Source organism: Alteromonas sp. ABH4_453, assembly GCF_056160665.1.
Genome location: NZ_JBSWXP010000006.1, coordinates 306,379 through 320,944 on the forward strand (window position 1 = coordinate 306,379; position 14,566 = coordinate 320,944).

The following is a 14,566-nucleotide window of genomic DNA, read 5'->3' on the forward strand; positions in this document are numbered from 1 at the left end:
AACGAAAGTTTCTGTGCTTTATCACTTACGCTTTCATTCTCTATACACCAAGATTTGCGATGTGTGGCACTTGGAACCTATCAAAAAAGACCTATAATGCAATAGGTGTTTACACTTATTTAACATAGTGAACTAAAAGCTTCATCGCTGCGTAATGTTACCGTCAATTCAGTGGTCTACATTAACAGCGCTGTTAAGCCTTGTACCATGTTTACGGGTTTCAAGCCTTTGGCAGTAAATCAGCGGCTTTAGTACTTTTTATGTTTAATTGGCAATGTAGACACTGAAATTTATCGCTACTGCTAGGATGCAGAGCATGTTGTGGTACTGCCGCGTACAGTACGAAGAGGAAGAGTGTTATGCAATTATCAGAACAACAAAGTTTTAACCAAGCCCTTATCAAACTTTCAGTGTTACTCTATCAGGTTGATGGAATGGTCACATTGACTGAGCAAGACTACCTAAACGCAATGGTTGAATCTTTAGATTGGCAAAGCCCAATCTGCCGCGAAGCCTTTCTAAACGACACAATTTATCAAGCTCGAAAGGCCATCGACACAGGCGACACTGTTACTTTCTTAAAAAGTCTTAAAAACGACCTATCGTTTAACGCAGAAAAAACACTAGAAGTTGCGATGGCGATTACCGGTGTGGATGGCGAGCGAAGCGAAGAAGAAACCGAGTTGCTATCATTGCTAACCCATAAACTACTCGCTAAGGCATTAGTTTCGGGTAAAGATACACTACAATAATCTTTTTATTGTTATAGATTTACACGGTAAACATGCCAAACTTCACTATTAAAGCAGCATGTGCATATGTTGCTTATTCCGCGCTGTTCTTTATGAGCGGATGCCATTCGTCGTACAGTTCTCAGTTCAGCGCCAGTGCACAGGCCTTTCCGGTTGGTGTGCAGCCTTTCGATAATTACCTTGATGAAGTAGAACGTTACTTGTACGAGCACAGGACGTTCATTACTGACAATAAAGCACAAGAAATGTCCATGAACATGCCATTTGAATGCGGCACTAAATATCGCAATATTGGCGTCTTGTTAGTTCATGGGTTGGGCGATTCACCTTACTTTTTTCGTGATGTTGCCAACGCCATGTGTAGTGAGGGTATTCACGTTAGAACCATCCTGTTACCAGGACACGGCTCAAAACCCGGAGACATGCTATCCGTAAGCTACGAGCAGTGGCAGTCAGAAACGAATCATCACATACGGCTGTTTTCTGAAGAAGTAGACAACCTCTACATTGGTGGCTTTTCGACGGGGGCTAATTTGACCACAATAGCAAGTTTTTCGATGGCTGAAGAACTTGGTATAAAAGGGCTAATGCATTTTTCACCAGCCTTTAAGTCACGCTTCTTTGTGTCCCGTTTAGCGCCCTATATCGACTCATTATTTCCTTGGCCTAATGTCGAAGAAGAAGACAATCCAAGCCGCTATAACTCCACTGCAATGCCGGGGTTCGCTGCCTATCAAGAGAGTGTAAATGTGCTTCAAGACTTATTTTCTCAATCGGAAATAGCAAAGCGAACAATAAATCTGCCCGTGCTAATGGTAGTGGCAGAAAAAGATAGTGTCGTTGATACTACAAAGATTGCTGAGCAATTCAGAGATAACTTTACTCACCCACAAAAGTGTTTAATTTGGCAGGGTGAGAACGCCCCCGATGTGCCTGCAAATAAGCTCATCATGCAAATCATGAATGTTCCCGATCAGCGGATTAGTGCTGCTTCTCATATGAGTACACTTTTCTCAGATAAGAACTCACTCTATGGAACTGCGAGTGACTTTCGCATATGTGATAACGGCCAAGGTAGCGACGCTGAAGCGCGCTGCAAAGCTGGCGAAGAAGTGTGGTACGGGCCTTGGGGATTTGAGCCCGACAACGCTGATGAAGCGTTAGTTAACAGTGAGCAAGACAAGGTGTATGCAAGGTTAACCTACAATCCTTACTTTGATAGGATGGTCGATCAGCTACTCGCTTTCACTGGTAAAGCTAAAGTCAAAGCCTTCTGTAAAACTTATTAGGTGCTTAGGGAGCTAATTGTTAGGTTCATTTTCTTGCAACCCCCTTTACAAGGTTTTACAAAAACGCCCAAGCCAAAAAGCGTGTAACAGCGTTTATGGCTGTTAATCCTTAATGAGGTTGGGCGTACTTCTCTTTCTTAAAGCAAATTTGGCTGTACATTGAACAGTTCGGTCGCCACAGCGCCATGTAAGCCAACAGATTGCTAACTTAAGCGGTGCAATACTATGAGTGCTGTGCGTTCGCTTCTTCCATTTCTTTTTCAAGCTTAGCGCTTTCATCCGCACGAGGCTTGGTAAAGCGGGCAAGAGCTAGATATAAAACTGGCGTGAGGTAAAGAGTAAATACCACCGCGATACCCAGCCCGCCAAACACAACCCAACCAATCGCATTGCGTGCTTCAGCACCTGCTCCTGTTGATAGTATCAACGGTAGGCCACCTAGAATTGTAGAAACTAAGGTCATCATAATGGGGCGTAAACGCACTTTCCCTGCCTCAACAATCGCGTCATAAATTTCATAGCCTTTATCGCGAAGCTGGTCGGCAAATTCAATCAGAAGAATCGCGTTTTTAGCGAGAAGACCAATTAACATAACCAGTCCAATTTGCGAGTAAATATTAATGCTCGTGCCTGTTAAAAATAGTGCGTAGACCGCAGCAGCAATACCAAACGGAACGGTAAGCATAACCACAACTGCACTGTTTACGCTTTCAAATTGTGCTGCTAATACAAGCAATACAATAACGAATGCTAAAATATAGGTGAGGGCAACCTGCTTAGACGTTTCTTCAAAGGTTTGCGCTTCACCTAAAAAGACCAGTCCAATGCCATCGGGCAAAGTATCTAACGCTAGCGTGCGTATTTGATCTACCACTTCGCTAAGTGCCACTTCTTCTGGCAACTCCATTTCAACTTTTATTGCCCGTCGCTGCGCTTGACGCTCTAACTCAGCAGCAACGCCTTCTTCACTAATAAAGGCCACACTTGATAGAGGCACTAGGTTTCCATCGGTGCTTTTTACGAAAAGACTGGTAAGGTCAGACGGGTCTAAAGTGCTACGATTGTTGGTTTGTAGCATAATTGGAATTGCTTGATCGCCTACATTTAAGTCGGCGATATCATCGCCATTAACCGCAGCCCGAAGCGTGCTGGCAATATCAGTTAGCGGTACGCCTAATTCCTCAGCACGGCGACGGTCAATGTTTACGCGCATTTGTGGTTGAGTTGGGTCGTAGCTAATTCTCGGTCTACCGAGTTCTGGTAAGTTTTCTTCTAGTTGGCGAGAAAAATTTTGCGCTGCTAGAAAGATATTCTCATAGGTATCGCCAGTCAGAGCAATTTCTAAACCACCGCCTTGGCCGCGCAAGTTAAGACTGTTGCCGCCAAAAGCATTGCCGGGTGCGCCGGGTATTTGCTGTAATTTAGGCCGTATTTCGTTTACGACATCTTGCAATGATTTATCCCGTTCATCCCAATGTTTAAGCGGAGCAGTGATAAATACTATGTTCGGGTCCCATGAGCCAACCACGGTGTAAATAGAGTCAATGGTGCCATTGTCCACATAAGGTAACAGTAGCTCTTCCATTTTTTCAGCTTGTCTATCCATAAAGTTAAGACCTGCGCCATCAGGGCCGCGTGCAAATATACGAATTGTGCCTCTATCCTCACTTGGCAGAAGCTCGTTATCGATATTTTGTGACAATATATAAGCACCACCGCCAGCGGCTAGACTTAGTATGCCAACTACCCAACCGTATTTAAGGGCTTTTAGTAGCGACGCTTGATATACATCAAGGCATGCATTACCAAAGCGTCCAAAGGTTTTACTAAATAACCCGCCGCTTTTGGTCCCTTTCACCTTAAGGCGTGCGGTAAGCGCAGGCACTAGGGAAAGCGCAACAAAAGAAGAAATCACGACAGCGCCAGCTAACACGCCACCAAACTCTCTAAATAGTCGGCCTGCAGTTGATGGAAGGAAAGCGATAGGAATAAATACGGAAGCGAGCACGGCTGTAGTTGCCACTACAGCGAAAAACACTTCCCGGGTGCCAACTACGGCGGCAGCGCGAGCACCTAAACCCATACTTCTGCGTCGCTGAATGTTTTCAGACACGACAATCGCGTCGTCCACTATCATGCCAGTGGCAAGCACAAGGGCAAGTAGGGTAAGGATATTAATTGAAAAGCCCATGCCCCAAATAATTGCCAGCGCGCCAGCCAATGATACAGGGATAGATAGTGCAGGAACGATGGTAGCGCGCCACGAACCAATAAATATCAGTAATGTCACTACTACTAACGCTACAGTAAGGCTAAGCGATATCACGACTTCTTTAACAGAATCACGAATAAATTCTGCGTCATCTGCTGTCACTACGATGTTCATGTCGGCAAAACGCTTATCGAGGTCTTTGACCATAGCTAGCACTTCATCAGAAATCTCGATGGTGTTAGAGCTTGCTTGGCGAATAACGCCAACCCCTATTACTGGTGTGCCATCTAAGCGAACTACACTAGTGGTGTCGGCCGGACCGAAATAAACACTGGCAACGTCATTAACACGTATGTCGCCGCTAACCACAATGTTGCCCACATCTTCTGCTGATACTGATGTTGCATCAGCGCGTACGATAAGCGCCTGTTCAGCCGACTGTATACTGCCAGCGGGTACATCAAAAGGAGCCAGTGCGAGTGCATCTGCTATGTCGCTCATTGACAGCCCGAAACTGGTTAAACGCAACGGGTCAACTGACACGCGCAATACGCGTTCTCTGTCGCCATTTAACGTAACATCGGCAACGCCGGGAATACTTAAAAATAGAGGCGCTACGTCGGTATCAACGCGCTCAGTGAGGGTTTCCATATCCAGTGTGTCGCTAGAGATGGCAAGGCTAACTACCGCTTGAGCGTCGCTGTCTGCGCGGATAATCGCTACTTGTTCAACGTCATCGGGAAGTTGACGCTGTACGCGGCTAACTGATTCACGTACTTCATTGGCGGCATCTTCTAAATTAACACCGGGGCGAAACTCAACGCGAACACGGGCTGAGTTTTCTTCACTTTGCGCGTAAATGTCTTTCACACCACTTACTCGCGCTACGGCACCTTCAAGGCGACCCGTCACTTCGGCATCTACAGTTTCAGGTGACGCGCCTGGAAATTGCGCTGTTACCGTGACGCGAGGCGTGTCAACATCAGGAAGTTCACGCACTTCGAGACCGCTTAACGCAGCAAGACCTGCAATAGCAATAAGCAAATTTAAAACGACAATTAAAACTGGGCGTCGTATAGAAAGTGAGGGCAAATCGCTCACCGAAGAAGAAAGGTTTGGATCACTCACCTTTGGGTCCTCCGGCCAGTTCGGTGGTAATTTCTTGTCCAGTGCGTAAGCGCTGAACACCTTCCGAAATTAATGTGTCGCCTTCTTTAATATCGCCTGAAACTAAGATGGTTCCTCTTAAGCGTTGATGAACGCTTACATCTACACGTTTAGCCTTTCCATCTTCAGCAAGCCATATATAGGCGCCTGTTGCTCCCCACAGTAATGCAGCTTCAGGAACGGCTGCGTAGCGTTCGCCCTCAATACTAAGATTAACCCTAAAGCTCATACCTGGGCGAAATTTGTCAGACGAGTTATCTAACAATGCGCGAGCACGAAGTGTGCGGTCTGCTTCGTTTATGCGAGAGTCAATTTGTGCTATTTCGGCTTTTACCTTTTGCTCTTTATCGCTCCATGGTTCCAGCGTGACGTTAGGTGCATTAAGTAAAACCGGAAGCGCAGCTTCAGGCGCTTTGAAATTGATAAAAAGCTTGCTTCGATTGTCCAAGGTAGTGATAACCGTCTGCTCGTTAATACGGTCACCCACTTCAACATCAGTAATGCCAACTATACCGTCAAAAGGAGCAATAATGTGTCTGTCTTGTAAATCGGCTTGAGCTTCTTCCAATGCAACTTCTGCAAGGTCACGTTGAGTGCGTGCTAAGTCCAATTCACTGACCGGCACAGCGCCTTGCTTATAGCTTGATGCTAATCGTTCTACGGTGCGCTGTGCGTCTTCCAAAGTGAGTTTGGCTCGTTTTAATGCCGTTTGCTGACGTCTATCATCAAGACGAACAAGCACCTTTCCTTTTTCTACTGTTTGCCCAGGGACAAAGTTAATTTCTGTTACTTCATCAGCGACGGCAGGATACAACACAATTGAGCGAACGGCTTCTGCACTACCTACTGCTTCCACTTTTCGCGTTTCGTTCATAAATTCAATAGGCTTGGTTACTACAAGCTTTGCTTGCCTGTCTCCCATAAACTGCGCATTTGCAGTTGGCACCATCATTAAAAAAAGAGCGCAAAGACCTGTCCATGTCTTCATTGCACCATAGAATGAATTTTTCATTTTAAACCCGTAGCGTTATTGGAACCTGTGCAGAAAAACCTGCTGGCTCTTTATTTTTGTATTACCAAACCGGATGATTCGTAGCCGATTGGTTAACCGTGTTATTTGTAACGTATAGCACCACAGGCGGTTCAGCTAAGCAATTGTAGTTCAGCGTATTCCCTGTACAGGGTATCGTTTTTCATTAATGATGCGTGGTCGCCGCTACCCGCAATCTTTCCTTTATCCATAACTAATATGCGATCGGCATGTTGCACCGTTGCAAGTCGGTGAGCAATCACAATGCTGGTTTTTCCTACCATAAGCCTATCTATGGCTTGTTGAACCATACGCTCACTCATCGCATCAAGCGCGCTCGTCGCTTCATCTAAAAGTAAAATTGGACGGTCGGCCAAAATAGCGCGAGCAATAGCTATACGTTGTTTTTGACCCCCAGAAAGTTTTACGCCTCGTTCACCTAACTGTGTGTTGTAGCGCTCATCGAGGTTATCGATAAATTCGTGGGCAAATGCCTGCTTCGCCGCATTTATCACGGCGTCGTCACTTGCATGTGGGCTGCCATAGCGAATGTTTTCCAACACGGTATCAGCGAAGACCACGGGCTCTTGGGTAACGATGGCAATATGTTGGCGCAAAACGTCTACGGGCATCTTGTTGATTGGCGCACCATTGAACAGTATTTGTCCGGCACTTGGGTCGTAGAAGCGCATTAATAATTGAAATAGCGTTGTTTTGCCTGCGCCACTTGCTCCTACCAAAGCAAGACGTTCTCCTGCTCGAATGTTAATGTTCAAATTATCAAACAGTGGTTTGCTGTTGGGGTAAGCAAAGCTGACATTTTCTAATTCTATTTTTGGTGCCGCTTTGGAAATTACCGGTTTAGCACTTGCTCCTTTTGATGCTGAGTACGTTGAAGAAGCATAGTCTTCAGCTGTGTCAGCATTCAAAGATCGAATAGAAGGCTCAGTGGTAAATAGCTCGTACAAACGCTCACTTGCACCAACTCCTCGCTGTACTTCACCAATGACTTCACTGATTGTGGCCACGCTGCCGCCCGCCATTACGGCATAGAAAAGGAAAGCTGAAAGTTCACCTACGGTCATAGTGCCGTCTAATACTTGTCTTGCCCCTACCCAAGCAATAAAGATGATTGCCGTCATACTGATGCACATGATGCAGCCAATTAGTAGTGAGCGATAGTGAATACGCTTTTTAGCTACGTCCATGGCAAGCTCTACTTTTTTGGAGAAATGCAGTCGTTCGGCATTTTCAGCAGTATAGGCCTGTACGGTCATGATTTCATGGAGACTTTCATCTATTCGCGCGCCTAGGTCTGCCACTTTGTCTTGGCTTTCTTTTGCATAGCGACGGACCTGGGGGGCGAGTACCTTAATTGGAACGAGTACCGCAGGTACGGCGACGATCACACAAAATGTGAGTAGGGGGCTAGAAAACGTCATAAGCGCGAGTGCGCCGACAAAAGTCACAACCGAGCGTAGGGTCATCGATAAACTCATTCCCACTACGGTTTGAATGATTGTAGTGTCGCTGGTAAATCGAGAAATTACCTCACCTGTTCGAAGCTCCGCGAAAAATGATGGAGGCAGTGAGAGAAGGTGCGCATATACTTGGTTTCTAATGTCAGCGCTAACCCTCTCGCCAAGCCAGGTCATTAAGTAGAAGCGCGCATAGGTCGCGAGGCAGGCGATGATAGTTATAGCAAGCACCATAACCGTAGCTTTGTTTAAGGTATCAGCAGCATTTTCGATAAAGCCGCTATCTATCGCGTATTTAATGCCTTGTCCAAGCAGAAGCCATGCGATAGCTGCGGTAAAAAGGGCAAAGACAGCGCCTACAACTCGCGTTTTATATTGAAGTAAATGTGAGCCAATCCACTGTAAGACTTGCTTCGTTGATACGGTTGGTAGCTGTGTCGTCAAAATTACCTCGTTGCGTGCGTTACTTCTTTATAGCGCTGTCTCTATAGCGCCATTCGACTTTGATGATTGGATTATACGGTAAAGCGTGTACATTGGACGTAACCAATGCGACTACAGCGACAGTATTTACGCTGGGATGAGAATCAAATGAACAAAAGAAGTGGCGAATAAAATACGCGAAGCGTTTAGTTGAGTGAAAAATTTACCTGTTTGGGGTAGGTAAAGACGCAAGCGCAACCCTGCGTCATTTTGCGTGACTTGCATGATAGAAGGCGGCCTAGCGAGAAGCTTCTTCTTTAAACTGTGCCTTCCTTGCATTGTTCAAGGCGTAAATCTCCCACCGATTTTGGGTATTCAACTCGGGTTGTTACAATTTCACTAACAGGAACGCCAGTATCCGTCTCTTGGAGCCATACTTTCATATCGCGGTTGTCGCGGGTCTGGTTAAGGGAGTATCGCTTACCGCCCTCTAGATTTACATCGAGTCGAACAATAGCCTCTCGCGTGTTACCTTCAGTAAGATCAGTATTTACAACAATGGCGCGAACAAATAGAACATGTTCCCCTTCTTCAACGTCCCGCAGAGCTGATGCATTTGTTGGACGCTGATTAAAGCACATTAGTTTTACGTACTCTCGCTTGTTGTCAAAAGCTTCGCCGCGATTCGCGAAAAAATCTATACGTGCTTCATTGGGTTGAACGTTAGCTTGTTGGTCAATGACTTCCGATACTGATGTACAAGCGAAAAGAGGAGCAATGGCAGTAGCGAGTAAGAGCGATGGCAATTTCATTTGAATAATCCTTCTCCGTGAAACCTAAACTGATGTCTACGACAGACAAAAGCTTTAGTTAAAATTAACCTTATCTTAAGCAGCCATCCTTAAAACTGCATGTGGCTGTTCAATTAGCACAACAAACCGGTGCACTATTAACCATACACCAGAGTCGCATGTTTAACAGAAATTCACGAGAAATAGGTTAGTTATAAACTCATTTCGGCGTCAGTAATGCGCTTGTAAATAAAAGCTTATCTAAATACAGGAAAAGTCAGGTTTTGCTTGCATTGGGTGGCGATATCCGTATAATTCGGCGGCCTTCCAATTGGCGTCTAATTTTTAGACGTTGATTGAAGGCTTAAGTTAACGGTAACGCTACAACGAGTTTGAGGCATTTATGGTTACTATTCGTTTACAGCGTGGTGGCGCGAAAAAGCGTCCATTTTATCAACTAGTGGTGGCTGATAGCCGTCGTGCAAGAAACGGTCGTTTCATTGAAAACATCGGTTTCTTCAACCCAACTGCACAAGGTCAAGCGGAACGTCTTCGCGTAGATCTAGAGCGTGTTGAATACTGGGTTGGCGTAGGCGCGAGCTTATCAGATCGCGTTTCTAGCTTGGTAAAAGAAGCGAAAAAATCTGCAGCGTAAGCTGTTATTAACTGGTGGTATAGATGAGTCTAGCGTCTGACAAAGTGATTGTTGGCAAAATTGGCGCACCGTACGGTGTTAAAGGTTGGGTCAAAATCAACAGCTATACAGAAACGCCAGAAGGTATTTTTGAGTACACGCCTTGGTTTCTTGGTGAAGAAAATGAATACCAAATTGACCAGTGGCGACCGCACGGTAAAAGCCTCGTTGCAAAGATTGTGGGCGTTGATAGTCGAGATGATGCAGAGCGCATCAAAAACTTGGATATCAACATAAATGCTTCACAGCTGCCTGATTTAGGCGACGAAGGGGTTTATTGGCGTGAGCTCACCGGCATGAAAGTAGTAACAACGCAAGGTTACGACTTAGGTGTGGTGAAAGAAGTGTTTAATACAGGTGCTAACGACGTGATTCACGTTAAAGCGAATGTAGGCGATGCTTTTGGTCAAAAAGAAAGACTATTACCTTTTGTGTTCGACGAAGTCGTACAAGAGGTGGATAAGGAAGCGAAGGTCATTAAAGTTGACTGGGACCCGGGGTTTTAAGTGACACCGGAAAAGTGGTTCGGCGTTGTTAGCCTGTTTCCAGATATGTTTGCCCCTTTTACCCAACAGGGTGTGATAGGTCGAGCAGTTAAGTCTGGAACGTTATCGGTTGACACCTTCAACCCCCGTGACTTTACACATGATCGCCATCGTACAGTAGACGATCGCCCCTACGGAGGCGGGCCCGGTATGCTGATGATGGTAAAACCGCTAACCGACGCAATACAAGCTGCCAAGAAAGTTGGTGGCGAAAAAAGTAAGGTGATCTACTTATCACCACAAGGGAAACCCCTTGACCAAGCAGGCGTACAGCGCCTTGCTAACATTGACCGCACAATTTTAATTTGCGGCCGATATGAAGGTATCGACGAGCGAGTAATCGAAAGCCATGTAGATGAAGAAGTCTCTATTGGTGATTACGTGCTAAGCGGCGGTGAGCTACCAGCAATGGTCCTTATGGACGCGGTTGCTCGATTAGTTCCTGGCGTGTTGGGGCATAAAGCTTCAGCAGTTGAAGATTCTTTCACTGACGGTCTTTTGGATTGCCCGCACTATACGCGGCCCGAAATACTCAATGGTCAAAAGGTACCTGACGTGTTGTTAAGTGGGGACCATGAAAAAATTAGGCAGTGGCGATTGATGCAATCATTAGGTAGAACCTGGCAGCGTCGCCCTGAATTGTTAAATCACCTAGCTCTGACTGAGGAGCAGCAGCGTTTGCTTGAATTATTCCAAGCGCAACTGCAGCAAGATGACAGTTAACTAGGACGAGAGGATATGATGAGCAAAGTCAGTCAAGATATCATCAAAAAAATCGAAGAAGCACAGCTAAAGACTGATGTTCCTGCGTTTGGTCCAGGTGACACAGTAGTTGTTAAAGTTCGCGTTACCGAAGGTGACAAAGAGCGTCTTCAGGCATATGAAGGTGTTGTTATCGCTAAGCGTAACCGTGGTCTGCACTCGTCTTTTACCGTGCGTAAAATTTCTAGCGGCGAAGGCGTTGAGCGTGTGTTCCAAACACACAGCCCGGCAGTTTCTTCAATTGAAGTTAAACGTCGCGGTGCGGTTCGTCGTGCTAAGCTTTACTATCTACGTGAGCGTTCAGGTAAATCTGCACGTATCAAAGAGAAGCTTAACTAAGATTACTAATCCTTGCGTTATTGTTAACTTCGAAAAAGCCCGCTTCAAGCGGGCTTTTTTGTGCCTGAAATTCGATCCTTTTTCTACTTTATTGGATACAAAGATTAATGTTTTTTAATAGAGTGAAGAATGAGCTCAGATTATTTTATTGTGCTAGGCATTGTTGGTGTCGCTTTTTTTGCCGTATCTGGCGCACTGCTTGGACACGATAAAAACATCAATGGTTTTGGTATAGTGGTTGTCGGCGTAATGACAGCGATCGGTGGCGGCACACTACGAGATTTACTTTTAGGAAAACCTATCTTTTGGGTCGAAACGCCAGAATACCTTCTTGCTACCTATTCTGCCGTTTTCGCCACCGTGCTGTTTGTACGTTATATGCCGTCGCCATCCAATTTTTACTTTATTCTTATTGATACGATAGGGTTAGCTATCTTTAACGTAATGGGTATTGAAAAGGCTTTAATTAGTGGAACCGGAATGATTGTCGCCTTAACGATGGGTATGACAACCGGTATCTTCGGCGGTCTGATGCGCGATGTGGTGTGTAGAGAAGTACCTTACGTTATGCGTGGCGATGTTTATGCAAGTGCATGTTTTGCAGGAGGGCTTACCTATGCCGCTCTGTTTACTTTAGATATTTCCTATCTTTGGTGCATTCTAGGCTCAATTTTCATCACTGTTTTACTAAGGATTGCATCACTTCATTGGGGCGTGAAAATAGACCTGTTCAGGAAAAGAACGCCTAAACCCAACAGAACCTAACTAGCAAAGCAGTAACACGCATGTCCTAGCTGTAGAGTGCGGTGAAGCACCACGAGAGGCACTTCACCCCATCAAGTTTCACCTCTACGCCATAAGTGAAAGTGCTTCTATTAAAGGCTTATTTTCGTTGTCGATAGTATCAATAATATGTTTGTGCAGACGTTTTTTGTGCTCACCAAAAATGCCGCGCTTCTTATCGAAAGTTTTAGCGTAATTCAGCGCGCCTTCCTGTAAGCTTTCTTGTGAATCATAAGCCTTTTCTACCACGTGATCTTGCTCTAACTCTTTGCCAGAAACCCGTCTTCCTGAAAGTTTCATTTCGTTAAATCTATGGTACGGCATCGCTTTTTTTACGAACTCAATCATACCGGGCAGGAAGGGAATTGAAAGGTCGACTTCCGGAAAACAGAAAAAACCTTTATCTGAACGCATAAACCTGAAGTCGCAAGCGCACGCCAAAATCGCACCATTGCCAAAAGCGTGACCATTGATAGCCGCTATAACAGGGAGGGGGTAAAGCAACAGCGTTTTGAATACCTCGTCCATGTCATGCATGAACTGCTTTATTTCTTCAGTACGGCCCGTTTTCATTGCCGGCATAAGCCAGTCTGTGTCTATACCTAGACTAAAGCATTTCTCATCGTTTGACGTGAGCACTAGCGCTTTACAGCTCTCATTTTGCTCGATGGTTTCTAACGCTGAAAGCATCTCTTTCGCAAAGAGAGGGTTGTGACGGTTTTCACCATTTTTCATGGTTAGAATAGCGACATTACCAGTGTACGTGAGGGCTAAATTTTGCATCGTTTTCTCGTTTTTATTCTAATGGCGCTATGATACCGAAGTCTGTCGATAGATGAGAAATTTAGCTTATTTATGTTGGTCAATTATCTCATTAAATCTTCGGGGGATTGGACGCTCAAGCATACATTACAGATACAAAGTGCTTGGTCAAAGAGGTTATGTGGAATAAACCTCACTGTTGGTTGAAAAATGAGCTTTTGGGGCGCGCTATTGCCATTCAGTCATGCTCATTCACTTCGAATCTAGCCTAGATTAAAGTATTATTCGTTATTGCTTGCGCTATTATGCTTAAGTTGTTAAAAAGTCAATGACGTTAAAGAAATATAGAAAAACTGGTTGTACAATAAAGTTTACATGCAGATTGCACACTCTTTTGGCGTTTAATTTTCCGTTTTTATTTGTAGTTAAGAGAGTAAGAGAGCTCCCATGATCAAGGACACCGTAAATAATGTTCACGTAAGTACAGAAGACGTACTTATTACCCCAGAAGCGCTTAGTGCTGAACTGCCTGTTTCAGACAAAGCGTTAGAGGCTATTTCTGAGTCTAGAAAAATCGTATCTGACATCATTCATCGCCGAGACCATCGACTACTCGTAGTGTGTGGACCATGCTCGATACATGACATTGAAGCAGCTAAAGAATATGCACTTAAGCTCAAAGAACTTCACGAGTCATGCAAAGACACATTATTTATCGTAATGCGCGTCTACTTCGAAAAGCCGCGTACCACGACTGGTTGGAAAGGTTTAATCAACGACCCTCATATCGACGGAACGTTTGATATCGAGACCGGCTTGCGTAAAGCGAGAGAGCTGTTAATTTGGCTTGCTGAACTAGAGCTTCCTGTTGCAACAGAAGCTCTGGATCCAATTAGTCCACAATATCTTGCTGAGCTATTTAGCTGGGCTGCAATCGGTGCGCGTACCTCTGAATCGCAAACTCACCGTGAGATGGCCAGCGGCCTTTCTATGCCGGTAGGTTTTAAAAACGGCACAGATGGAAGCTTGGATATTGCTATTAACGCGCTTAAATCTGCGGCATCGGGCCACCGTTTTATGGGAATTAACAAGCAAGGTCAGGTAAGTATTATCGGAACGAGTGGTAATCCAGATGGACATATTATTCTTCGCGGTGGAAAGCAGCCAAACTATGACTCGGTATGCGTTTCAGAATGCGAAATTGAACTGCAGGGTGCGGGTTTGACAGCAGGCTTGGTAGTGGATTGCAGCCATGCAAATTCCTCGAAGGATTATCGCCGCCAGCCGTTGGTTGCTCAGAACGTGGTCAATCAAATTCTAGAAGGCAATCAATCTATCATCGGCGTTATGCTGGAAAGTCATTTGAAGCCTGGTAATCAAAAAGCAGAAGGCAAGAAACCCGAAGAGCTTGAGTACGGCATTTCAATTACTGACGGATGTATCGATTGGGAAACAACAGAGAACTTGATATCTCAAACCAGAGATAAGTTAATAACTGTGTTACCCTTACGCCAAAATAAGCGCACGGTGGCGTAAATC

At 45.1% G+C, this 14,566-nt stretch carries 13 protein-coding genes; 8 read left to right on the forward strand and 5 right to left on the reverse strand.

Annotated elements, in window-relative coordinates; all coding sequences use genetic code 11:
• Positions 1-359 precede the first annotated feature (359 nt).
• Both ACXAGV_RS13945 and ACXAGV_RS13950 read left to right on the forward strand, forming a co-directional pair.
• Positions 360-752, forward strand: coding sequence for a TerB family tellurite resistance protein (locus ACXAGV_RS13945; RefSeq protein WP_118489827.1), 393 nt, complete (start codon positions 360-362; stop codon positions 750-752).
• 32 nt (positions 753-784) lie between these two features.
• Positions 785-2,041, forward strand: a complete 1,257-nt coding sequence (locus ACXAGV_RS13950; protein ID WP_474873773.1) for an alpha/beta hydrolase — start codon at positions 785-787, stop codon at positions 2,039-2,041.
• A gap of 223 nt (positions 2,042-2,264) precedes the next feature.
• Here ACXAGV_RS13950 and ACXAGV_RS13955 read toward each other — a convergent pair whose 3' ends face one another.
• The 4 genes from ACXAGV_RS13955 to ACXAGV_RS13970 form a co-directional block, all read right to left on the reverse strand.
• Positions 2,265-5,381: an efflux RND transporter permease subunit gene (locus tag ACXAGV_RS13955; protein WP_474873774.1), complete on the reverse strand. Its 3,117-nt coding sequence runs from the start codon at positions 5,379-5,381 to the stop codon at positions 2,265-2,267.
• Complete coding sequence (locus tag ACXAGV_RS13960; protein WP_474873775.1) at positions 5,374-6,432, reverse strand: efflux RND transporter periplasmic adaptor subunit; 1,059 nt, start codon at positions 6,430-6,432, stop codon at positions 5,374-5,376. The genes ACXAGV_RS13955 and ACXAGV_RS13960 overlap by 8 nt, the downstream gene beginning before the upstream one ends.
• A 131-nt stretch (positions 6,433-6,563) precedes the next feature.
• The gene (locus ACXAGV_RS13965; RefSeq protein ID WP_474873776.1) at positions 6,564-8,372 is read right to left on the reverse strand and encodes an ABC transporter transmembrane domain-containing protein; all 1,809 of its coding nucleotides are present in this window, start codon (positions 8,370-8,372) and stop codon (positions 6,564-6,566) included.
• Positions 8,373-8,668: 296 nt separating this feature from the next.
• Complete coding sequence (locus tag ACXAGV_RS13970; protein ID WP_474873777.1) at positions 8,669-9,163, reverse strand: hypothetical protein; 495 nt, start codon at positions 9,161-9,163, stop codon at positions 8,669-8,671.
• Between the two features lie 382 nt (positions 9,164-9,545).
• Here ACXAGV_RS13970 and rpsP point away from each other — a divergent pair, with 382 nt between their 5' ends.
• The 5 genes from rpsP to ACXAGV_RS13995 all read left to right on the forward strand — a co-directional run bounded on the left by rpsP (position 9,546) and on the right by ACXAGV_RS13995 (position 12,247).
• Positions 9,546-9,797: a 30S ribosomal protein S16 gene (gene rpsP, locus ACXAGV_RS13975; RefSeq protein ID WP_014948832.1), complete on the forward strand. Its 252-nt coding sequence runs from the start codon at positions 9,546-9,548 to the stop codon at positions 9,795-9,797.
• Between the two features lie 23 nt (positions 9,798-9,820).
• A complete protein-coding gene (rimM, locus tag ACXAGV_RS13980) occupies positions 9,821-10,342 on the forward strand; it encodes a ribosome maturation factor RimM (protein ID WP_474873778.1) in 522 nt (173 codons plus the stop codon).
• Positions 10,343-11,104 (forward strand): tRNA (guanosine(37)-N1)-methyltransferase TrmD, encoded by a 762-nt coding sequence (gene trmD, locus ACXAGV_RS13985; RefSeq protein ID WP_474873779.1) that lies wholly within the window; start codon positions 10,343-10,345, stop codon positions 11,102-11,104. It begins immediately after the preceding gene.
• An 18-nt stretch (positions 11,105-11,122) separates the two neighbouring features.
• Entirely contained in the window at positions 11,123-11,482 is a 360-nt protein-coding gene (gene rplS / locus ACXAGV_RS13990; RefSeq protein WP_024015986.1) for a 50S ribosomal protein L19, read from the forward strand.
• A 129-nt stretch (positions 11,483-11,611) separates the two neighbouring features.
• Positions 11,612-12,247, forward strand: a complete 636-nt coding sequence (locus ACXAGV_RS13995) for a trimeric intracellular cation channel family protein (RefSeq protein ID WP_474873780.1) — start codon at positions 11,612-11,614, stop codon at positions 12,245-12,247.
• Between the two features lie 84 nt (positions 12,248-12,331).
• Here ACXAGV_RS13995 and ACXAGV_RS14000 read toward each other — a convergent pair whose 3' ends face one another.
• Positions 12,332-13,048, reverse strand: coding sequence for an enoyl-CoA hydratase/isomerase family protein (locus tag ACXAGV_RS14000; protein WP_474873781.1), 717 nt, complete (start codon positions 13,046-13,048; stop codon positions 12,332-12,334).
• A 426-nt stretch (positions 13,049-13,474) separates the two neighbouring features.
• On the opposite strand from ACXAGV_RS14000, the gene ACXAGV_RS14005 reads away from it, so the two are divergent.
• A complete protein-coding gene (locus tag ACXAGV_RS14005; protein WP_474873782.1) occupies positions 13,475-14,563 on the forward strand; it encodes a 3-deoxy-7-phosphoheptulonate synthase in 1,089 nt (362 codons plus the stop codon).
• Positions 14,564-14,566: the final 3 nt, after the last annotated feature.